This window comes from Pseudomonas sp. AC169 (genome assembly GCF_979258515.1).
This window is the reverse complement of record NZ_OZ409866.1, coordinates 2,303,534-2,324,557: the sequence shown is the minus strand read 5'-3', so window position 1 is coordinate 2,324,557 and position 21,024 is coordinate 2,303,534. Positions and strand designations below refer to the sequence as shown.

General features: G+C 60.6%; 22 protein-coding genes. 14 read left to right on the top strand and 8 right to left on the bottom strand.

The genetic code is table 11. The features are described from left to right. Nucleotides 1–3: 3 nt before the first annotated feature. Together lysA and lptM are read right to left on the bottom strand one after the other, a co-directional pair. Nucleotides 4–1,251, bottom strand: a complete 1,248-nt coding sequence (gene lysA, locus ACZZ0G_RS10635) for a diaminopimelate decarboxylase (protein ID WP_122594557.1) — start codon at nt 1,249–1,251, stop codon at nt 4–6. Nucleotides 1,252–1,260: 9 nt separating this feature from the next. Beyond that, the gene (gene lptM, locus ACZZ0G_RS10630) at nt 1,261–1,434 is read right to left on the bottom strand and encodes an LPS translocon maturation chaperone LptM (protein WP_007911098.1); all 174 of its coding nucleotides are present in this window, start codon (nt 1,432–1,434) and stop codon (nt 1,261–1,263) included. A gap of 317 nt (nt 1,435–1,751) precedes the next feature. On the opposite strand from lptM, the gene cyaY reads away from it, so the two are divergent. From cyaY to rnk, 3 genes are all read left to right on the top strand, one after another. Next, nucleotides 1,752–2,084: an iron donor protein CyaY gene (gene cyaY / locus ACZZ0G_RS10625; RefSeq protein ID WP_077575013.1), complete on the top strand. Its 333-nt coding sequence runs from the start codon at nt 1,752–1,754 to the stop codon at nt 2,082–2,084. Nucleotides 2,085–2,088: 4 nt separating this feature from the next. Further along, nucleotides 2,089–2,310: a DUF1289 domain-containing protein gene (locus ACZZ0G_RS10620; protein WP_463556113.1), complete on the top strand. Its 222-nt coding sequence runs from the start codon at nt 2,089–2,091 to the stop codon at nt 2,308–2,310. A 128-nt stretch (nt 2,311–2,438) separates the two neighbouring features. Beyond that, nucleotides 2,439–2,858 carry a nucleoside diphosphate kinase regulator gene (rnk, locus tag ACZZ0G_RS10615; protein WP_038359156.1) on the top strand — a complete coding sequence of 140 codons (420 nt, stop codon included), beginning with the start codon at nt 2,439–2,441 and terminating at the stop codon, nt 2,856–2,858. 7 nt (nt 2,859–2,865) lie between these two features. On the opposite strand, the gene ACZZ0G_RS10610 is transcribed toward rnk, so the two are convergent. The 3 genes from ACZZ0G_RS10610 to ACZZ0G_RS10600 form a co-directional block, all read right to left on the bottom strand. After that, nucleotides 2,866–5,709, bottom strand: a complete 2,844-nt coding sequence (locus ACZZ0G_RS10610) for a class I adenylate cyclase (RefSeq protein WP_463556112.1) — start codon at nt 5,707–5,709, stop codon at nt 2,866–2,868. A gap of 182 nt (nt 5,710–5,891) precedes the next feature. Beyond that, nucleotides 5,892–6,137, bottom strand: a complete 246-nt coding sequence (locus ACZZ0G_RS10605; RefSeq protein ID WP_008084565.1) for a TIGR02647 family protein — start codon at nt 6,135–6,137, stop codon at nt 5,892–5,894. A gap of 273 nt (nt 6,138–6,410) precedes the next feature. Further along, complete coding sequence (locus tag ACZZ0G_RS10600; RefSeq protein WP_463556111.1) at nt 6,411–6,695, bottom strand: hypothetical protein; 285 nt, start codon at nt 6,693–6,695, stop codon at nt 6,411–6,413. A 123-nt stretch (nt 6,696–6,818) separates the two neighbouring features. Between ACZZ0G_RS10600 and ACZZ0G_RS10595 the strand changes: the two genes are divergently transcribed. Next, nucleotides 6,819–7,478, top strand: a complete 660-nt coding sequence (locus tag ACZZ0G_RS10595; RefSeq protein WP_463556110.1) for a glutathione S-transferase family protein — start codon at nt 6,819–6,821, stop codon at nt 7,476–7,478. Between the two features lie 126 nt (nt 7,479–7,604). Here ACZZ0G_RS10595 and argH read toward each other — a convergent pair whose 3' ends face one another. Beyond that, nucleotides 7,605–8,999 carry an argininosuccinate lyase gene (gene argH / locus ACZZ0G_RS10590; protein ID WP_007911110.1) on the bottom strand — a complete coding sequence of 465 codons (1,395 nt, stop codon included), beginning with the start codon at nt 8,997–8,999 and terminating at the stop codon, nt 7,605–7,607. 471 nt (nt 9,000–9,470) lie between these two features. On the opposite strand from argH, the gene ACZZ0G_RS10585 reads away from it, so the two are divergent. The 7 genes from ACZZ0G_RS10585 (at nt 9,471) to ACZZ0G_RS10555 (ending at nt 15,861) form a co-directional block, all read left to right on the top strand. Next, entirely contained in the window at nt 9,471–10,217 is a 747-nt protein-coding gene (locus ACZZ0G_RS10585) for a LytR/AlgR family response regulator transcription factor (protein ID WP_038359143.1), read from the top strand. A 138-nt stretch (nt 10,218–10,355) separates the two neighbouring features. Further along, nucleotides 10,356–11,297: a hydroxymethylbilane synthase gene (gene hemC / locus ACZZ0G_RS10580; RefSeq protein WP_463556109.1), complete on the top strand. Its 942-nt coding sequence runs from the start codon at nt 10,356–10,358 to the stop codon at nt 11,295–11,297. After that, nucleotides 11,294–12,055, top strand: a complete 762-nt coding sequence (locus tag ACZZ0G_RS10575; protein ID WP_463556108.1) for a uroporphyrinogen-III synthase — start codon at nt 11,294–11,296, stop codon at nt 12,053–12,055. The genes hemC and ACZZ0G_RS10575 overlap by 4 nt, the downstream gene beginning before the upstream one ends. A gap of 16 nt (nt 12,056–12,071) precedes the next feature. Beyond that, nucleotides 12,072–13,214, top strand: a complete 1,143-nt coding sequence (locus tag ACZZ0G_RS10570) for a uroporphyrinogen-III C-methyltransferase (protein ID WP_463556107.1) — start codon at nt 12,072–12,074, stop codon at nt 13,212–13,214. Further along, nucleotides 13,211–14,449: a heme biosynthesis HemY N-terminal domain-containing protein gene (locus tag ACZZ0G_RS10565; RefSeq protein ID WP_463556106.1), complete on the top strand. Its 1,239-nt coding sequence runs from the start codon at nt 13,211–13,213 to the stop codon at nt 14,447–14,449. Before ACZZ0G_RS10570 ends, ACZZ0G_RS10565 begins: the two co-directional genes overlap by 4 nt. 218 nt (nt 14,450–14,667) lie before the next feature. Beyond that, nucleotides 14,668–15,219, top strand: coding sequence for a disulfide bond formation protein B (locus ACZZ0G_RS10560; protein WP_463556105.1), 552 nt, complete (start codon nt 14,668–14,670; stop codon nt 15,217–15,219). A gap of 183 nt (nt 15,220–15,402) precedes the next feature. Beyond that, entirely contained in the window at nt 15,403–15,861 is a 459-nt protein-coding gene (locus ACZZ0G_RS10555; protein WP_016985889.1) for an Rsd/AlgQ family anti-sigma factor, read from the top strand. A gap of 60 nt (nt 15,862–15,921) precedes the next feature. Here the strand turns inward: ACZZ0G_RS10555 and ACZZ0G_RS10550 are convergent, their stop codons facing one another. Next, the gene (locus tag ACZZ0G_RS10550; RefSeq protein ID WP_463556104.1) at nt 15,922–16,587 is read right to left on the bottom strand and encodes an FKBP-type peptidyl-prolyl cis-trans isomerase; all 666 of its coding nucleotides are present in this window, start codon (nt 16,585–16,587) and stop codon (nt 15,922–15,924) included. Nucleotides 16,588–16,779: 192 nt separating this feature from the next. Between ACZZ0G_RS10550 and ACZZ0G_RS10545 the strand changes: the two genes are divergently transcribed. Continuing rightward, entirely contained in the window at nt 16,780–18,000 is a 1,221-nt protein-coding gene (locus ACZZ0G_RS10545; RefSeq protein ID WP_463556103.1) for an AlgP family protein, read from the top strand. Here the strand turns inward: ACZZ0G_RS10545 and ACZZ0G_RS10540 are convergent. Then, nucleotides 17,997–18,458: a TIGR02444 family protein gene (locus ACZZ0G_RS10540; protein ID WP_463556102.1), complete on the bottom strand. Its 462-nt coding sequence runs from the start codon at nt 18,456–18,458 to the stop codon at nt 17,997–17,999. The genes ACZZ0G_RS10545 and ACZZ0G_RS10540 overlap by 4 nt on opposite strands. A gap of 50 nt (nt 18,459–18,508) precedes the next feature. On the opposite strand from ACZZ0G_RS10540, the gene ACZZ0G_RS10535 reads away from it, so the two are divergent. Then, nucleotides 18,509–20,419: an ATP-binding cassette domain-containing protein gene (locus tag ACZZ0G_RS10535; RefSeq protein WP_463556101.1), complete on the top strand. Its 1,911-nt coding sequence runs from the start codon at nt 18,509–18,511 to the stop codon at nt 20,417–20,419. Further along, complete coding sequence (locus ACZZ0G_RS10530; protein WP_016985893.1) at nt 20,419–21,000, top strand: mechanosensitive ion channel family protein; 582 nt, start codon at nt 20,419–20,421, stop codon at nt 20,998–21,000. Before ACZZ0G_RS10535 ends, ACZZ0G_RS10530 begins: the two co-directional genes overlap by 1 nt. The last annotated feature ends 24 nt before the right edge of the window (nt 21,001–21,024 follow it).

Below are 21,024 nucleotides of genomic sequence, written 5' to 3'. Positions count from 1 at the left end.
GGGTTACTCCGGCAGCAGGCTTTCGCCGGCAAACAGCTCGGCCACGGTCTCGCGGCGACGCACTTCAAAAGCCTGATCACCGTCTACCAACACTTCAGCGGCACGGCCACGGGTGTTGTAGTTGGAGCTCATCACAAAACCGTAGGCACCGGCCGAATGCACGGCCAGCAGATCGCCTTCGGCCAGGGCCAGTTCGCGATCCTTGGCGAGGAAGTCGCCGGTTTCGCAGATCGGGCCGACGATGTCGTATTTGCGCGCAGCGGTGTCACGCGGTTTGACCGCGGTGACGTCCATCCATGCCTGATACAGCGCTGGGCGGATCAGGTCGTTCATCGCCGCGTCGACGATGGCGAAGTCTTTGTGTTCGGTGTGCTTGAGGTATTCGACTTGGGTCAGTAGCACGCCGGCGTTGGCAACGATGAAACGGCCCGGCTCGAACACCAGCGCCAGATCACGACCGTTGAGGCGCTCGCGCACTGCTTTGATGTAGTCGGCAGCCAATGGCGGCTCTTCATCGCGATAACGCACGCCCAAACCACCACCGAGATCGATGTGGCGCAGGTGAATGCCGCAATCACCGAGGCGATCGACCAGATCCAGCAGACGATCAAGCGCGTCAAGAAATGGCGGCAGCGTGGTCAGTTGCGAACCGATGTGGCAGTCAACGCCAACCACTTCCAGGTTTGGCAGATGCGCGGCACGCACGTACACGTCTTCGGCGTCGGCAATGGCGATGCCGAACTTGTTCTCTTTGAGACCGGTGGAAATGTACGGATGGGTGCCAGCATCGACGTCCGGGTTCACACGCAGCGACACCGGTGCGCGAACACCCAGTTCGGCGGCAACCACTTGCAGGCGCTCAAGCTCGTCGGTGGACTCGACGTTGAAGCAGTGCACGCCGACTTCGAGGGCGCGACGCATGTCGTCACGGGTTTTGCCGACACCGGAGAAGACGATCTTGTCAGGGCTGCCGCCTGCGGCCAGTACACGCTCCAGTTCGCCACGGGAGACGATGTCGAAACCGGCGCCGAGGCGGGCCAGGACATTCAGCACGCCGAGGTTGGAGTTGGCTTTGACGGCAAAGCAGACCAGGTGCGGCATGCCGGCCAGCGCATCGGCGTAGGCCAGATACTGGGCTTCGATGTGCGCGCGCGAGTAAACATAAGTGGGCGTGCCGAAGCGGTCGGCGATGGCGGACAGCGCCACACCTTCCGCGAACAGCTCCCCGCCACGGTAGTTAAAAGCGTCCATGGCGATCCCTTATTGGTAAACGTCGTGCTTGTGTGCTTTGGACGGCTGCTTTTGCGAAGACTGGGCTTGTTCGGCCGGGTCCTGATCGTCATCCGGCAGGTACAGCGGGCCTTTTTGACCACAGGCCGAAACGAGGCAGGCAACCGCGACGAGCGCAGCAAGGGAAGAGATCAGGCGCTTCATGGCGAAATCCTTGAAAATGCGTTAATTGCGCCGGAGTATACCGGCCACCCGGCGGCTTGCCTATGTGATGGGGTTCCCGTCCGGCGGGGCTCTCTAAATGCACCAATATCCCTGTGGGAGCGAGCCTGCTCGCGATTGCAGCGGGCCAGCCAGCAATAACGTCGAATCTGCCGGCCATTCGCGAGCAGGCTCGCTCCCACTGGGTTGGGTGTTCGATGCCCTGACCGGTGCTTGGTCGTTAATCTTTGCAATCGGCCGGAAGCGTCCGTATCTTTCGGCGCTTGAGCCTGATCAGAACATTTTTTGAGGTTGCCGCAATGAGTTTGTCCGAAGCCCGTTTTCACGATCTGGTCGATGAAACCCAGGAAAAACTGGAAGACATCTTTGACGAAAGCGATCTGGATATCGACCTGGAGAGCTCGGCGGGTGTCTTGACCGTCAAGTTCGAAAACGGCTCGCAGCTGATCTTCAGCCGTCAGGAGCCGCTGCGTCAGCTGTGGCTGGCGGCAGTGTCCGGTGGTTTTCATTTCGACTACGACGAAGAAAGCGAACGCTGGATGTGCGACAAGAGCGAAGAGCAACTGGGCGAAATGCTCGAACGCATCGTCAAACAGCAGGCTGGCGCTGAATTCGATTTCGAAGGTCTGTGATTCCGTGACTGACACCGCTCCTGTTCGTCCACCGAAGCCGCTTTACAGCAACATCAGCCCGGCGGTGCCTTCGCCGTGCAGCGGTGTGTGCCGACTGGATGAGAAGGTCTGCCTCGGCTGCTTCCGGCATGTCGAAGATATTCGCGAATGGCGCTCGGCAGATGACGAGCGGCGGCGAGTGATTTGCGCGCAGGCGTCGCAGCGCAAACAGTGCGGCGGGGCGTGACTTGTATATTTTTTGAGCTGTGATAGTGTCCGAACACGCCTCAACCCATCGAGGCCTGGTGAAAACCCCGTCTTTTTTGGCGGGGTTTTGCTTTTTTTGTGTGCAGAAGAAAGGAGTCTGCCCGGATCATGACCGCACCTTCCATCACCCTTACCCGTCTGGACGTGCAACGTCTGGAGCGCCTGATCGACAACCTGAACGAGAAAGACCAGGCTGCGCCGGGCGTGATTGCGCTGCAAACCGAGCTGGACCGCGCCGACACCGTGGTCGGCCACGATGAAGTGCCCGCCGATGTCGTGACGATGAATTCCCGTGTGCACTGCCGCGAAGAAGGCAGTGGCAAGGACTATCACCTGACGCTGGTCTATCCCAAGGATGCCAACGCCGATGAAGGCAAGATTTCCATTCTGGCGCCGGTCGGCAGCGCATTGCTGGGCCTGAAAGTCGGTCAGCACATCGACTGGCCGGCCCCAGGTGGCAAGACCCTCAAACTGACTTTGCTTGAAGTCGAATCGCAGCCGGCCAACGGTGGCGATTTCCGCGAGTAAGCCCGCCTCAGACCTGTTCGAGCGCCTCGTTCAGGGCGCGCTCCAGGTCAGCCTTGTAGCGCAAATACAGATTGCTTGAACTCTGCCCATCACCGAGCAGGCCTGAAAGGTCGAGGTCGGTGATGTAGCAGCGATAGCGTTCGCTCTCGCGGCGCTGCTCGACAATCTCTTGGGCGACAACGCTGAACAGCTGGTCGCCATGTTCCAGCTCGCTGAATTCCCGTTGATTGCAATACAGGGTGACCTGCACTTCGCCCGGTGCGGCCTTGCCGACGATCGCCTGCACGTCGTAGAACGGCTTGTTTACCGGGGTCTGCGGTGCTGGTCGCGCTTCGACCCGTCGCGCGCGCCCCGGACCCGAAGGCAATAACTGGTAATACAACGTTTCGAGACGGGCACCCGGGCCGGCGTCCATCGGCAGCACGGCTTCGCGACGGAACAAGATCGATTGCAGGAAGCGCTGCAGCGGCACCAGCAGACTCTGCTCGTCGTGGTACGGCAAATGCTGCTGCCACAGCGCATTGAATTCATCCAATACGTACAGCTCGGCTTGCTGCTCGGTAATGCGGTAGAACACCTGAATGCACTCCGGCTGGCCCATTGGCAGGATCAGCGCAAGGTCGTGATCTTCCAGCGCCATCGGATCCAGATGCAGCGGACTGTAGCGCGGCTGTTCTTCACCGAGGTAATCAAGCAGGGCCGGCAGAGTCGCGAGGGCGACATGGTTGACTTGGCCTGGCACCAATTCCAGCACGTGATAATGCTGCTGCACTTGAATCAGGTAGCGGTGATTCAACTCGCTGAGCAACAGGTTCTGCGCAGTGTCGACGATTTCTTCGACGCGACGGGCAATGAACTGCGCGCGGTTGTGGCAGAAACAGCGCACCTTCAACGACGGCTGCAACGGCCCTCGCGGCAGATTGTTGAGGTAGTCGCGCAAACAGTCGAGGAGGGCGTGCGGGCCATCGAAGCGGCTGACCAGCACTTCGTTCCAGCTGTTGAGCGTGACTTGATCGAGAGTCAACACGAGGTTTTCCCGCACCCCGGCATAACTCAGTGAGTCGGTGCGCTCGGTGGTCATCAGGATGTTCAGGTCGCGGTGATGCTTGAGCGGGTCGACGCCGACGTTGACCAGCATCAGCACTTCGCTCGGCACGGCGGCGCGCAGCAACGGCTCTTCGGCCACGGTGGGCAAGGGCAAGGCGATGCACTGTTGCAGGCTGCCGAGCAGGTTGAACAGCTCGAATTCGCTCAGGTCGCTGGTGCCGGGATGCAGGGCCAGACGCGTGCTGCTGTCGATCACGCCGTTGCGATGACACCAGGTCAGCAACTCGAGTAACTCGCGGCTGCGCTTGATCGGCGCGAAGTGTTCCCACTCCAGTGCGGTGAGGCTGCCGTTGTACAGGCCCCACTGAGTTTGTCCCGGTTCTTTTTTGTTGCGCGACTGCACCAGTGTCAGCGTGTCTTCGGCCAGATCCGGAGCGATGCCGGGGTTGATGAACTCGACCTTGTCGGCCTTGCGTTCGAAGGCCGCGTAGAGCCGGCGGCCGAGCACATTGAGGTCACGCTTGTTGATCAGGCTGACGGTCTGCTCGGTACGGGCGAACTGGGTCAGAAAGCGATAGCTGTAGTTCAGCTCATTGACCAGCGCGCGGCGTTCGGCGCTGACCTGGCGGACTTTCCATTGGCTGCGGCTGTCGAGCAGTGTCAGTTGCCGCTGATCCCAATGCCATTCGCTGGCCAGCCGTTCCAGCAGCGAGCGCTGCCAGCTCTGCGTGCGGCTGTTGCCGGTGAGCTTGCGGTTGACCTTCAGGTACAGCGCGCGGCGCACCAGTTCCAGCCGTTCCGGTTCGTTGCGCGCGGTGAGGTATTCCTCGATGCGCCGGTACACGACCATGTACGGGTCCAGCTCATCGAGATCGAGCTGATTGGCGAACACGGCTTTTTTGAAGCGCAGGCTCAGGCACTGCACCTGCGGGTGTTCGCTGGCGTAGACCTCGGTCAGCAGCAGTTTGAGCACTGATTTGTACGGTGACTCGATGCCCTTGAACAATTGCCACAACCCGGCACCAATGAATTCTCCCGGTGGGATGGTCGCCAGATGTCCGAGGTCGAGGGTTTCGTCGGCGCGGATAAAGCGCTTGGACAGCAGGGTGTGGGTGTAAAGGTCGTAGGCGGTTTCTTCGTAAACCGGCACCAGCCACCAGATCGGCGTGCGCCCGGCCAGCCAGATTGCGGTGCGATAAAACTCGTCGAGCAGCAGATAGTGCTGGGTGGTGCCGCAGTTTTCCGAACTGAGCTGGGTGTCGCGTTCGCCTTTGACAAAGCGCACCGGGTCGATCAGAAAGAAATGCGCCTCCGCGCCCTGGCTCGCCGCCCAGGTTTCGAGTAACTGACATTTCTTGCTCAGTTCGCCGAGTTCGCTGTCGTTCAAGTCAGGCGCGTGGCAGACCCACACGTCCATGTCGCTCTGATCGGCCTGCGCCAGCGTGCCGAGGCTGCCCATCAGAAACAGACCGTGAATCGGGCGCGGTGGATTACTGCCGTGGCGCGGCTTGTAGGAGAACGAACGGGTCAGACGCTGCGCTTCAGTCAGCACGTTGGCGTCCGGCTCGTAATTCGACAGTCCGGCCGGCGTGCTGCCCGAGACATAACCCGGTAGCAGTGGATGATTAACGTGGAAGAACAGCGGCAACAGCGTCAGTACGCTTTGCTGGCGTGTCGACAACCCTTCAAGGGCACGACCGAGGCGGCCTTCATTGAGTTTGAGAAAACGCGCGCGCAGCTGGCTGAGTACCTTGCGGTCGATGCCTTCGTCCAGGTCGGGGCGGATTTCGTGGGTGCGCGTCATGTCAGCTCAAACCGGCTCGCAGGCTCGGACGTAGAGGGTCTCGGAATGTCAGGCAGTTTAGCCTTAGCGCACCGGGACTTTTAAGCTGAATTTGTTTTTTGACGTCAGATTTATATCGCGGGAGGCCGGGCAGGCCCGCGGAAATCCCGTGGCAGGAGTTCCCGTGGGCGAAGTCAGGGGGATCAGGCGGTTTCTTGCTCTCTCAGAATGGTCAGCACGGTTTGCACATTTTGTGCGGCATCGCGACCGAGGCTGGTCAGATAACCGCCATCAGGCTGATCCGTCAGGTCTTTTTCAAAGAGGCGTTTGGCGGCAGAAATATGCTTCGGGGCAGCGGTCTGATGAATTTTCAAACCTTCCTGGGAACTGTCCAGGGGAAAGAGTGCGAGGACTTCCAGTTCGGCAACCAACTCAGGGGTAAGCGACATAAGGACTCCAGACTTTCTAGGAATTGGACGACAGCGCCCCTAAGGTGAACCCGCTTTTGCGGCATGTCCAGTGCTCAGATCAGGGATTTTGTCTTGAGGCGGATTCCAGTGTAGTCGGGGCTCAGGCGCAGGGCCGATAGATGGGTGACAAATTGTGTGGGAGCGAGCTTGCTCGCGAAAGCGGTGTGTCATTCATCAATAAGTTGATTGATTAAAACGCCTTCGCGAGCAAGTCGAATCGTCGCACCGTCGCTCCCACAGGGGAATGTGTTGTTACTGCTTTTCTGGTGGTAACTCAGGCAATGAACGCAGCGCGGCTTCGTACCATTCAGTATCAAATGCGCGGTCTTCATCGAGCATCGCGTCAATTTCGTAGGCCAGCACGTGCGCCATCAGGTTGAGGATCTCTTCGCGCTCGACACCCACCAGGGTCAGCTTGTTGAAGGTCGCCTTGGCCGCTGGCGGGTTGTCGCTCTCAATCTGGTTCTCGATGGCTTCGATCAACGTAGCCTCGGTGAACTCTTCTTCGTCGTTGTCGATGTCTGTCGGCTCGCTCATGGCAGGCTCCTCAAGGAAAGGCGCCAGTTTACCCGCATTCAGCGGCGTGATGCTGCTGGCGGGATTCGCCTCGGCGATCTATAAACAGGCACTGCCCACCCCGCACGGCCTGGAGGCTATGTGATGCTCAAGCTCTACGGATTCTCAGTCAGCAACTACTACAACATGGTCAAGCTGGCGCTGCTGGAAAAAGGCCTGCCGTTCGAAGAGGTCACGTTCTATCCAGCGCAGACCCCGGAATCTCTGGCCATCAGCCCGCGCGGCAAAGTCCCGGTGCTCGGTGTGGACGCCGGTTTCATCAACGAAACAGCGATCATCCTCGAATACCTCGAACAAACCCAGAAAGGCACGCCGCTGCTGCTAGGCGATCCGTTCGAGCGTGCGCAGGTGTTGGCGATTGCCAAGGAAATCGAGCTGTACATCGAGCTGCCGGGGCGTGCCTGTTATGGCGAAGCATTTTTCGGCATGACCTTGCCGGAGGCGATCAAGGAAAAGACCAAGACTGAATTGCAGCTGGGTTTTGCAGCGCTGGGTCGGCACGGCAAGTTCGCCCCGTATGTGGCGGGCGACAGTCTGAGCATTGCCGACTTGTACTTCCTCTACAGCGTGCCGCTGGCCTGTGCGGTCGGGCAGAAACTGTTCGGAATTGATTTGCTGGAGCAGATGCCGCAGGCGAAGGCGCTGCTGGAGCGGCTTGAGCAGAATCCGCATGTGCAGAAGATTGCGGCGGACAAAGAAGCGGCGATGCCGGCGTTTTTGGCGATGATCGCTGCCAAGAAGTGAGTTATTTGCTGTTCTGAAGATCGACATTCGCGAGCAAGCTCGCTCCCACAGGGTTATGCGCTGAAACACGATTATGTGTCCGACGCAAACCTGTGGGAGCGAGCCTGCTCGCGAAGCTTTTGGCTTTTAGCGGCTGGCGATCAACGCCTGACCGCGAACTACAGCAGCCTTGACCTGTGCCGGCGCAGTGCCGCCGATATGATCGCGGGCATTCACCGAGCCTTCCAGAGTCAGCACGGCAAACACGTCCTGCTCGATCTGGTCGCTGAACTGGCGCAGTTCTTCCAGGCTCATCTCGGCCAGATCCTTGCCAGTGTCCACGCCGTACTTCACCGCGTGGCCGACGATTTCGTGGCAGTCACGGAACGGCAGGCCACGGCGTACCAGATAGTCCGCCAGATCGGTCGCGGTGGAGAAGCCACGCAGCGCCGCTTCACGCATGATCGCGTGCTTCGGTTTGATCGCCGGGATCATGTCGGCAAAGGCTCGCAACGAGTCGCGCAAGGTGTCGGCGGCGTCGAACAGCGGCTCTTTGTCTTCCTGGTTGTCCTTGTTGTAAGCCAGCGGTTGGCCTTTCATCAAAGTCAGCAGGCCCATCAGTGCGCCGAATACGCGGCCGGTCTTGCCACGCACCAGCTCTGGCACGTCAGGGTTTTTCTTTTGCGGCATGATCGAGCTGCCGGTGCAGAAACGGTCCGGCAGATCGATGAACTGGAACTGCGCGCTGGTCCACAACACCAGCTCTTCGGAGAAGCGCGACAAGTGCATCATCGCGATGCTCGCGGCCGAGCAGAATTCGATGGCGAAGTCGCGATCGGAAACGTTGTCCAGCGAGTTGCCGCCGACGGCGTCGAAACCCAGCAGTTGCGCGGTGTATTCACGGTCGATCGGGTAGGTCGTGCCGGCCAGCGCGGCGCTGCCCAGTGGCATGCGGTTGGTGCGCTTGCGGCAGTCGACCAGACGCTCGTAGTCGCGGCTGAGCATTTCGAACCAGGCCAGCATGTGGTGCCCGAAGGTCACTGGCTGCGCGGTCTGCAAGTGGGTGAAGCCCGGCATGATGCTCGCGGCTTCACGCTCGGCTTGCTCCAGCAGGCCTTTTTGCAGGCGGGTGATTTCGGCGAGGATCAGGTCGATCTCGTCACGCAGCCACAGGCGGATGTCGGTGGCGACCTGGTCGTTGCGGCTACGCCCGGTGTGGAGTTTTTTACCGGTGACGCCGATGCGGTCGGTCAGGCGTGCTTCGATATTCATGTGCACGTCTTCGAGGTCGATGCGCCAGTCGAACTGGCCGGCCTCGATTTCGCCCTGAATGGTCTTCAGGCCATCGATGATGCTGTCGCGCTCGGCATCGGTCAGCACGCCGACCTTGGCCAGCATGGTGGCGTGGGCGATCGAACCCATGATGTCGTGGCGATACAGGCGCTGGTCGAAAGTGACGGAGGCGGTGAAGCGGGCGACGAAGGCGTCGACGGGTTCACTGAAGCGGCCGCCCCAGGACTGATTGGTCTTGTCAGTGCTCATGAATTCGCTCGTATCGGCTTGAAGAAAAAAGGCGTGAAACGCTGGCGCGGATAATAACAGGGTTGCCCAGACTGTCGCTGACACCGGTCGATACGTTTTTTTCTCATTGTGTGCGCCATAGTCGGCGCAGGTGCCGGTGGATTTGCGCAAGGATATTTTTCGATTGAGCAATATCGGCCCGACGAGCGTCTACAGTAGGACATAAGGGTCGGCGCGACTGCGGATCGCGCAAAGGTCTGGCCGCCGACTATAAGAAGAGGGGGTGGGTGTTTTGTCCTTTGGCAAACCCCGTGAGAAACGCAGGAAACAGCGGGCTTTGAGCAGTACGACCCGGACACTGGCAAATATTGCTGGCCGACGTACGGCACTTTTTGGCGCTCGGGCTAGTCTTAGCGTGGATCGCGGTGACGGACGTCACTTCACCTGTCTACGCTATCCTTGTGCGAGACTCACGCAGGAATCCAGCGCAATATGAATGTCCTGATCGTTGATGACGAACCACTGGCTCGCGAGCGCCTCAGCCGAATGGTGAGCGAGCTCGAGGGTTATACAGTTCTGGAGCCCAGCGCCACGAATGGCGAAGAGGCGTTGGCACTGATCGACAGCCACAAGCCGGATATCGTGCTGCTCGATATCCGCATGCCGGGCCTCGATGGCCTGCAGGTTGCTGCCCGTCTGTGCGAACGTGAAACGCCGCCGGCCGTGGTGTTTTGCACCAGCCCCGATGAATTTGCCGTGGAAGCCCTGCAGGCCAGCGCCGTGGGCTATGTGGTGAAACCCGTGCGAACTGAACATCTGCATGACGCCCTGAAACGGGCTGAACGTCCCAATCGGGCGCAACTCTCGGCCCTGACCCGTCCTGCTGCCGAAAGCGGCAATGGCCCGCGCAGCCACATCAGCGCCCGCACCCGCAAAGGCATTGAACTGATCCCGCTGGATCAGGTGGTCTACTTTATTGCCGACCACAAATACGTGACCTTGCGCCACGAGGCCGGTGAAGTGCTGCTTGATGAGCCGCTCAAGGCCCTCGAAGACGAATTCGGCGAACGCTTTGTGCGTATCCACCGCAACGCGCTGGTCGCCCGCGACCGCATCGAACGTCTGCAACGCACGCCGCTGGGGCATTTCCAGCTGTTCCTCAAAGGCCTCAATGGTGATGCGCTGATCGTCAGCCGTCGGCACGTGGCCGGTGTGCGCAAGATGATGCAGGGCCTGTAACCCGGACATTTCCGGCGGCTCAAACTTCTTTTCACCGGGCATTGCAGGCCAGGGAGGCCGCGCCGACTCTGATTCAAGTCAAAGTGGATTTGGCTGAGCTGTTATTATCCGCCGTATCTATTCAGTACGGATTGATCCATGTCCTCTCGCGAAATCCGCATCGCCACCCGTAAAAGTGCGCTGGCCCTCTGGCAGGCCGAATACGTCAAAGCCCGTCTTGAGGCGGCCCATTCGGGCCTGCTGGTGACGCTGGTGCCCATGGTCAGTCGCGGCGACAAGCTGCTCGATTCGCCACTGTCGAAGATCGGCGGCAAGGGTCTGTTCGTCAAGGAGCTGGAAACCGCGCTGCTCGAAAACGAAGCCGACATCGCTGTTCACTCGATGAAAGACGTGCCGATGGACTTTCCTGAAGGCCTCGGTCTGTTCTGCATCTGTGAGCGCGAAGACCCGCGTGATGCTTTCGTCTCCAATACCTACGCCAGCCTCGACGCGTTGCCTGTCGGCAGCATCGTCGGCACTTCGAGTCTGCGTCGTCAGGCACAGTTGCTGACCCGTCGCCCTGATCTCGAGATTCGCTTCCTGCGCGGCAACGTCAACACCCGTCTGGCCAAGCTCGATGCCGGCGAGTACGACGCGATCATCCTCGCGGCGGCCGGTTTGATCCGTCTTGGTTTTGAAGATCGCATCACCTCGGCGATCAGCGTCGATGACAGCTTGCCAGCCGGTGGCCAGGGCGCAGTCGGTATCGAATGCCGCAGCGCCGACACTGAAATTCACGCCTTGCTCGCACCGCTGCATCACGCCGACACCACGTCGCGCGTCACCGCCGAGCGTGCTCTCAACAAACATTTGAATGGCGGCTGCCAAGTGCCGATCGCCTGCTACGCCGTGCTCGAAGGCGAGCAGTTGTGGCTGCGCGGTCTGGTTGGCGAGCCGAGTGGCGGCAAGCTGCTCAGTGCTGAAGCCCGGGCACCGCGCGCCGAAGCCGAAGCGCTCGGTGTGCAGGTTGCCGAAGACCTGTTGCGCCAAGGTGCTGCCGATATTCTCAAAGCGGTCTACGGCGAGGCAGGTCACGAGTGACCGGTTGGCGCCTGCTGCTGACGCGCCCCGCGGAAGACTGTGCGGCGCTGGCGCAGACGTTGGCCGGGCAGGGCGTTTTCAGTAGCTGTTTGCCGCTTCTGGACATTGTTCCCTTGCCGGTCTCTGAGAAGATTCGTCAGGCGATTTTGCGGTTGCCGCGTTGCAACGCGGTGATCGTGGTCAGCAAACCGGCGGCGCGCATTGCACTGGATCTGCTCGATGGTTCATCTGCGCTGGCGATGCCGTGGTTCAGCGTCGGTGCGGCGACGGCGCAGATTCTGCTGGATCACGGACTGGACGCGAACTTCCCGGTTGCCGGCGATGACAGCGAAGCCTTGCTGCAATTACCGCGTCTGCGTGAGGCGGTGAGCCAGCCCGGTGCACAGGTATTGATCCTGCGCGGTGAGGGTGGGCGAGAACTCCTCGCCGAGCGCTTGCGGGCGCTAGGTGCTAGTGTCGAGTATCTGGAATTGTATCGACGCGACCTGCCAACCTACGCGCCGCAAGAGCTGCCACGACGGATCGAAGCGGAACGCTTGAACGGGCTGGTGGTCAGCAGTGGACAGGGTTTCGAGCACCTGCGCCAAATGGCCGGCGATGTCTGGCCGACCGTCGCGCGGTTGCCGTTGTTTGTACCAAGCCCAAGGGTCGCCGAGCTGGCACGTGCCGCCGGGGCTCAAACAGTTGTGGATTGCCGCGGCGCGAGTGCCGCGGCTTTGCTGACGGCGTTGCGGGAGCATCCCGTACCCGTTTTCTAATGCAAAGGATGGATACGTGAGCGAAACAGCCTTGCCTAAAGATGACGTCCAGCCTGTGATTGAATCCCAGGTTGAAACTCCACCGCCGGCCAAAGAGCCGCGCCGAGGCAATGGACTGGCCATCGTCGCCTTGTTGCTCGGCGCCGCCGGCGTCGCGATCGGTGGCTGGGGTGTCTGGCAGGTCCGCCACCTGCAGACCAATACTCAGCAGCAGTCCGGTGAAGTGCAGGCATTGAACGATCAGGCGCAGAGTCTGAAGCTCAATGAGCAGCGTCTGACCGAGCGTCTCGCGCAGTTGCCGGGTGCCGACGAACTTGCCGAGCGCCAACGACTGGTGACGCAGATTCAGGGTGATCAACAGCGTCTCAATCAACGTCTGGAAACCGTCCTCGGCGCCAGTCGCAAGGACTGGCGCCTGGCCGAAGCCGAGCACTTGCTGCGTCTGGCCAGCCTGCGTCTGTCGGCGTTGCAGGACATCAGCAGCGCTCAGGCGCTGGTGCAGGGCGCTGACGAAATCCTCCGTGAGCAAAACGATCCCGGTTCCTTCGCCGCTCGCGAGCAAGTGGCGAAAACCTTGGTGGCGCTGCGCAGCACTGCACAACCGGATCGCACCGGTCTGTTCCTGCGTCTCGGCGCGTTGCGTGATCAGGTCATCGACCTCACCGAGCTGGCGCCGGAGTACAAGGATCGCGGCGAATCACTGCTGGGCCTGACTGCCGATGGCGATGGCGCCAGTCGTTGGGCGCAGTGGTGGGATCAGGTCTCGCGCTACATCCGTATCGATTTCAATGCCGACAAGAATGTGCGGCCGCTGCTGGCCGGGCAGAGCCTGAGTCAGGTGCGTCTGGCCTTGAGCCTGGCGCTTGAGCAGGCCCAGTGGGCAGCCCTCAACGGTCAGGCGCCGGTCTACACCCAGGCAATGGCCGAGGCGCGCGATGTCCTCAAAGGCAATTTCAACCCGGACAATCCGCAAAGCAAAGTGATGCTGGAGCAGGTCGCCGAGCTGAGCAAAGAACCGGTTACGGTTGCGACCCCGGATCTGGCCGGCACGCTGAGTGCGGTGCAAGCCTATCTTGAGCGGCGCAACGTCAACGCCGAAGAGTCGGTGAAACCCTTCGCCAAACCTGCCGCCAACACCGCGCAGGAGGCCACACCATGAAACGCCTCTATGTGATCGTGTTTCTGGTGATCGCGGCGACGGCGGCGCTGGGCTTTGCGGTGGCCCAGCATTCCGGCTACGTGCTGATTGCCTACAAGAGCTTCCGTTACGAAGCGAGCCTTTGGGCGACCCTGGCGGTGATCGCGGTGTTGTGGCTGCTGATCTGGGGCATCAAGGCGCTGGTTGAATTGATCATGACCTCCAGTGGTGTGGTCAATCCATGGTCGCGCCGCAACCGCAGTCGTCGTGTCCAGGTGGCGATCGAACACGGTCAACTGGATCTCGCCGAAGGTCGTTGGGCCAGTGCACAGCGTCATCTTTATCGAGCGGCGGAAGCCGAGCGCCAGCCATTGCTGTACTACCTCGGCGCTGCCCGTGCAGCCAACGAGCAAGGCAATTATGAAGAATGCGATCGATTGTTGGAGCGCGCGCTGGAGCGTCAGCCTCAAGCGGAACTGGCAATCGCTCTGAGCCATGCGCAACTGCAGACTGACCGTGGCGATACCGACGGTGCCTTGGTGACCCTGCAAGCGATGCATGATCGCCACCCGCACAATGCGCAGACGTTGCGCCAGTTGCAGCGCTTGTATCAGCAGCGCGGCGAATGGTCGGCGGTGATTCGTTTACTCCCTGAGTTGCGCAAGGACAAAGTCCTGCCGCGCGCCGAACTGGCTGAACTCGAGCGCCGCGCCTGGGGTGAAAACCTGTCGCTGGCCGCACAGCGTGAAGAGGATGGGAGCGTTGGCTTGCAGTCGCTCACGCGCGCCTGGGAACAGCTCACCTCGGCGCAACGTCAGGAACCACCGCTGGTGCTGGCATACGCCGAACAGCTGCGTCAGCTGGGCGCTCAGGTCGAAGCGGAGGAAGTGTTGCGCACCGCCCTCAAGCGCAAGTACGACAGTCATCTGGCCCGTCTCTACGGTCTGGTACGCGGTAGCGATCCGGCTCGTCAGTTGCAAACCGCCGAAGGCTGGCTGAAGGATCATCCGAACGATCCGAGCTTGTTGTTGACCCTCGGCCGACTGTGTCTGCAAACCAGTCTGTGGGGCAAGGCGCGTGATTATCTGGAAAGCAGCCTGCGTGTGCAGCGCAATCCGGAGGCCTGTGCGGAACTTGCGCGTCTGCTCGCACAATTGGGCGATACCGAGCGCAGCAATCAGTTATTCCAGGAAGGCCTGGGTCTGCTGGACGAGCGCCTGCTGGCCGCGCCGTTGCCGGTTCCGGCTCACGTCTGAAGTGGCGAGGGAGTTCGCTCCCTCGCTTACCTTTTGTGGCTGAAATTTCAACCCGGGGCAGTGTCCGAGGCAAATTCCTACAGCGGCCTACATCAATTCCTCTCGAACCTGTCGGGTTTTCCCTACACCTCTGGTGAACTGTCGGCAGGGCCTCGCCTTGAAAGGCTGACACGCTTTCCTCTACCGTAACCATCTGTCTCTACTGTTACGGAAAAGCCATGTCGTTGGCCTGCTCACGCTCCTTGTTCTTCATGGCTTTCACTGCGGGGGCCTTTGCTCTGGGAGCTTCCTATTATCTTGAATATGCTGTCGGTCTGACGCCATGCAGCCTGTGCCTGGTGCAGCGCCTGTTCCTCACGCTGGTGTGCGTATCCAGCGGTGTGGCGGCGGTGCATGGTCCCAAGCGTGTCGGGTTGTGGTTCTACTGGCTGTTGACCCTGGGCGCGAGCCTGGGAGGTACTACGGCGGCCTGGCGGCAGGTATTGATACAGAGCGATCCGATATTGCACCTGCTCAATTGCTCGCCAGCGCCGGAGAACCTGTTCAGTGGTCTGCCATGGATCTGTGCCCTGCAAACGATGTTTAGTGGCGGCGCCGATTGTGCGGAAATTTCCTGGACGCTGTTCGATCTGAGCATCCCGGAGTGGAGCCTGTTGTTCTTTGTCGCCATCTCGATTCTGGCCGTGTATCAAATGTTGCGGCTGGTCTGGAGTGCTCTGCAACGCCCGCTCAGCGGCGAAGCGTCGCACCCGGTGCTGCTGCGGGATTAAACACTTGTATGAACTTTATCTCCTGCGTACCTTGAAGCCATAGGCGTGCGGGCATAATCTGGCCCGCACGTGTCATTGGATTTATGTTGCTCGATGACGCTCTGCCCGGCCGACCCCCAAGCCAGAATCAGAAGAGGGGCGCGGGTGTAGAGCAGCATGACCCACAAGGGAAGAGAGATCGCCATGCTCGAAAGTTGTCAGAATGCTCAGGAACGTTGGGGTGGAGTTCATCTGCTGATCGACCGCTGGTTGCAAGAGCGTGAAGAACTGATCGGTGCCTACGACAAGCTCGGTGCGCAGCCTGAGTCGCTGTCCGAGAGCCGCAAGCCCTTGCAGGAATTCTGCGGTGTGCTGGTCGATTACGTTTCGGCCGGGCACTTCGAAATCTACGAACAGCTGACTGGCGAAGCCAAAGCGTTCAACGACAAACGTGGTCTGGAACTCGCCGAGACGATCTATCCGCGTATCGATGTCATCACCGAGAAGCTGCTCGCGTTCAACGATTTGTGCGACGAAGGCAAATGCGTTGCCGAGAAATTCAAGGAGCTCGGCGGGCTGCTGCACGAGCGCTTCGAACTCGAAGACTGTCTGATTGAAGTGCTGCACACAGCACACAAGGAAGAAGATCCGGTTCAGGCCTGAACCGCTTCCTCAGAACAAAAAAAACGGTGCGCCCAAAGCGCACCGTTTTTTATTGCCTGTTCAACTCGTCGCGCCGCGCAATTCCACTTCGAACACCAGCGGTGTGAACGGGGCGATCAGGTCGCCGGCACCGTCGGCGCCATAGGCTTGATCCGATGGAATCACCAGTCGCCATTTCGCGCCCACCGGCATGTTCTGCAACGCGGTACGCCAACCGGCAATCACGCTGTCGAGATTGAACCATTGCGGCTGCGTGTTTTGATCGAACACGGTGCCGTCGGGCAATCGACCGACATACAACACCTGCACTTTCCCATCGGGGCCGGCCTTGGTGCCGGTGCCAGGTGTCAGCTCGGTGAGCAGGATGCCATCGGCCAGTTCCTTCACGCCCGGTTTGGCTTTTTCGGCGGTGAGAAAACGCTGTTCGTTTTCCATTGCGACGTCGCTCGACGGCTGGACCGAGTGCTCGGCATTTTGCGCTTCATGATCAGCCAGAATCTGTTCGATGCGTGCTTCGCTCAGCGCTAGCGGCTTGCCTTGATAGGCTTGCTGCAAGCCATCGACCAAGGCCTGAATCTGCAACTGCGGGACCTCCTGACGCAGCCGTTCGCCGAGGCTGGCACCGAGGCTGTAGGCCAGATCGTGAGCGTCGTTCGCGGTGGTTTTTTCGTCAGCGTGAGCGGCCGAAAAAACCATGCAGAGGGATAAAAAAAAGTAGCGCGACATGGGCACACTCCGTCCTGAGATGCGGTGGATTATGCCAGCGCGAACGTCAGCAACGGTGAACTGCTTTTGCCTTCGCGCAGAACATTTTCGATTCGGTGCAACGCAACGCAATCGATACTGTCAAGATGCCCTAGCGGCGGTAACTGCAGAGGTCTAGTATGAGCCGCACTCACGTCAGCCAGGAGGTAAACCATGTCGGCCACCAAGAAGCCTGTAAACACTCCGTTGCACTTACTCCAACAACTCTCGGGCAGCTTGCTCGAGCATCTGGAAAACGCTTGCTCCCAAGCCTTGGCTGATGCTGAAAAACTGCTCGCCAAACTGGAAAAGCAACGTGGCAAGGCGCAAGAAAAGCTGCATAAATCCCGCACCAAATTGCAGGACGCAGCTGCCGCCGGCAAAGCCAAGGCACAGACCAAAGCCAAGGGCGTAGTGAAAGAACTGGAAGACCTGCTCGATGCCTTGAAGGATCGTCAGTCCGACACCCGCAGCTACATTCTGCAACTCAAGCGCGATGCCCAGGAAAGCCTGAAACTGGCCCAGGGTGTGGGTCGCGTTCAAGAAGCTGTGGGCAAAGTATTGTCGACTCGCTCGGCTAAACCAGCGGCGGTACCGGCGAAGAAAGCTGCTGCAAAACCTGCTGCAGCCAAAGCTCCAGCGAAAACTGCAGCGGCCAAACCTGCTGCAAAAACAGCGGCTAAAACCGCTGCCAAGCCTGCTGCAAAAGCACCGGTGAAAGCCGCTGCAAAACCAGCGGCCAAAGCGGCTGCAAAACCTGCAGCGAAGAAACCTGCTGCGGCAAGCGTTGCAAAACCAGCGGCTAAAACCACTGCGGCAAAACCTGCTGCGCGTACTGCCGCTGCCAAGCCGGCTACCCGTGCCGCTGCTGCTAAACCAGCCGCCAAACCAGCTGCTGCCAAAGCGGCTCCAGCGAAAACCGCCGCTGCTAAACCGGCGGCTAAAGCTGCCGCGAAGCCTGCTGCTAAACCAGCTGCTGCAAAACCCGCTGCCAAGACTGCCGCTAAACCAGCAGCAGCCAAACCTGCGGCAAAAACGCCAGCAAAAACTGCTGCCAAACCAGCCGTGAAAGCCGCCGCCAAACCGGCAGCCAAGCCAGCCGCTAAACCGGCCGCTGCTGCCAAACCAGCGACTGCTGCTGCCAAGCCTGCTGCTGCAAAACCAGCCGCCAAGCCAGCTGCAAAACCTGCCGCAAAACCCGCCGTGAAAAAGCCAGCCGCTGCCAAACCAGCTGCCGCCAAACCGGCTACCCCTCCAGCTGCCAAGCCTGCTGCGCCAGCCACTCCGGCCACACCAGCCGCCGCTGCACCAGCCGCTACTACCTCGACCCCTTCGACTGCGCCATCGCCAGCCGCTGCGTCGAGCGTCAGCAACAACCCGACCAGCGCTTCCTAAGCGCCGGTTGACGCGACGCGCAGCACTTGCAGCGCGTCGCGGTTCGGGCTGGCCGCCATGTCGGCCAATCCCTCAAGCCAGGTTTTTGAACCAGCATCGTTTCGCGTCCACTCTTGGGCCACACCCTCAAGCCGTGACAGCAACGCTCGCTCAGCCTCAAGTTCGAGTGATTTGATCTGCTCGCGCATGCCTTTCAACACCGCGTCATCCACCGCCCGCGATTTCCATTGCATGCGCAGTATTCGCAGCGGCTGCACCACGTTGATATCCCACGGCTCGGTCAGCGCCTGAAGCTGGCGGACGCGTTGTTCATCGCAGGTCACTGCGCGCTGTTCCAGCCATAAACCGCATAACAACAGGCACACATTGGCCCCCGCCGTTTGCAGTTGCAGGCAGGCGTCTTCCACACCCGGGCGGGCGTAGGTGGCAAGGGAAAAGCTCCACAGGTCAGAGGACATCGTGCTACTCGCGCCAGTTGTGAGCGAAGCTGGTAGACTCCGCCGCCATTATGATCCGACTTCAGAACCTGACTTTACAGCGTGGCCCGCAACGTCTGCTAGAAGACGCCGAGCTGACCCTGCACGCCGGCCACAAAGCCGGCCTCATCGGTGCCAACGGCGCCGGCAAATCGAGCCTGCTCGCCTTGATTCGGGGTGAGCTGCACCCCGACTCGGGTGATTGCTTCCTGCCGGCCGACTGGCGCATCGCCCACATGCGCCAGGAAATCGAGACGCTTGAGCGCCTTGCCGTCGACTATGTGCTCGATGGCGACCTGCGTCTACGCGAGGTGCAACGTGACCTCGCCGCCGCCGAAGCCGCGCACGACGGTGCCGCTCAGGCCCGCCTGCACTCGGAACTCGATAGCGCCGACGGCTACACCGCCGATGCGCGGGCGCGCAAGCTGCTTGCCGGTCTCGGTTTCACCAACGAGCAGATGGATCGTCAGGTAGGAGATTTCTCCGGTGGCTGGCGGATGCGTCTGAATCTGGCGCAGGCATTGATGTGCCCGTCGGACCTGTTGTTGCTCGACGAACCGACCAACCACTTGGATCTCGACGCCATCATCTGGCTCGAAGAGTGGCTGAAAAGCTATCCGGGCACCTTGCTGCTGATTTCCCACGACCGCGATTTCCTCGATGAAGTCGTCGATCACGTGGCCCATGTCGATCAGCGCAAAATCACCCTCTATCGCGGCGGCTACACCGCGTTCGAGCGTGCCCGTGCCGAGCGTCTGGCCCAGCAGCAACAGGCCTACGAGAAGCAGCAGGCGCAACGTGCGCACATGGAAAGCTACATCGCCCGCTTCAAGGCGCAAGCGACCAAGGCCCGTCAGGCGCAGAGCCGGATCAAGGCCCTGGAGCGCATGGAAGAGCTGTCGGCGGCCCACGTCGATTCACCGTTCGACTTCGTCTTCCGCGAGTCGAGCAAGATCTCCAGCCCGCTGATCGACCTGTCCGATGCGCGTCTGGGTTACGGCGAAAAAACCATCCTGGAGAAGGTCAAGCTACAACTGGCCCCGGGCGCGCGGATCGGCCTGCTCGGCCCGAACGGCGCGGGTAAGTCGACGCTGATCAAGAACCTCGCCGGCGAGCTGTCGCCGCTGGGCGGGCGCCTGACCCGTGGCGAGAACACCGTGGTCGGCTACTTCGCCCAGCATCAGCTCGACTCGCTGGACGCCAAGGCCAGCCCGTTGCTGCACTTGCAGCGTCTGGCGCCGACCGAGCGCGAGCAGACCTTGCGCGATTTCCTCGGCGGTTTCGACTTCCGTGGTGCACGCATTGATGAGCCGGTGCTGAATTTTTCCGGTGGCGAGAAGGCGCGTCTGGCCCTGGCGTTGATCGCCTGGGAACGCCCGAACCTGTTGCTGCTCGACGAACCGACCAACCACCTTGACCTGGAAATGCGCCTGGCGCTGACCATGGCGCTGCAGGAATTCAGCGGCGCGGTGTTGGTGGTGTCTCACGATCGACACTTGCTCAAGAGCACCACCGATAACTTCTACCTGGTCGCTGACGGCAAGGTCGAAGAGTTCGATGGCGACCTCGAAGACTACGCACGCTGGCTGGTGGAATACCGTCAGCGCAATGCGCCGGTCAGCAACACCCCAGTGAACCCTGACAAGACCGACAAGAAGGCGCAGCGTCAGGCTGCTGCTGCGTTGCGTCAGCAACTGGCCCCGCACAAGCGTGAAGCCGACAAGCTCGAAGCAGAACTGGGCAAGCTTCACGAGAAGCTGGCCAAGGTCGATGCCAGCCTTGGCGACAGCGACATCTACGAGCCGGCGCGCAAGAACGAACTGCGTGATCTGCTGGCCGAGCAGGCCAAGCTGAAGGTTCGTGAAGGCGAGCTGGAAGAGGCGTGGATGGAGGCCCTTGAGGTGCTGGAAAGCATGCAGGCGGAGCTGGAGGCGCTGTCCTGATGGAAGCGTTCAAGCTGCCGCTGCCGGCGGTGTGGGTCGAGCCGATCTGGTTCACGGTGCAGATTCTGCTGATCCTGCTGGCCGGCTACCTCACCCAGCGCTTCGTCGCCAAAGGCCTGACCCGGCTGGGCGAGCGCTATCCGTTCCCGCCGCAGTTGCTGATGCCACTGCGTGGCGTATTGCGCTGGCTGATCATGGGCAGCGCGCTGATCTTTGTACTGGAGCGCCTCGGTGTTTCGGCCACGGTGTTGTGGACGGCGCTGTCGGGGTTCGTCGCGGTGGCGGCGGTGGCGTTCTTTGCGATGTGGAGTGTGCTGTCGAATTTGCTCTGCGCGATTCTGATTTTCACGGTCGGGCCGTTTCGGTTGGGCGACATCGTTGAGTTGGTGGACACCACGGACAAGCCGGGCGTCAAAGGCCGGGTCGTGGCGATCAATCTGCTTTACACCACGTTGATCGAGGCGGAAGAGTTGGGGACTGGCAGCGCGATGGTGCAGGTGCCCAATAGTCTGTTCTTCCAGCGATCGGTGCGGCGTTGGCGCGGGACGGATGTGTTTCCGTCGAGTGGTTTCGAAAAGTGATTTCTGCGGCGTCTGATCTGGCGC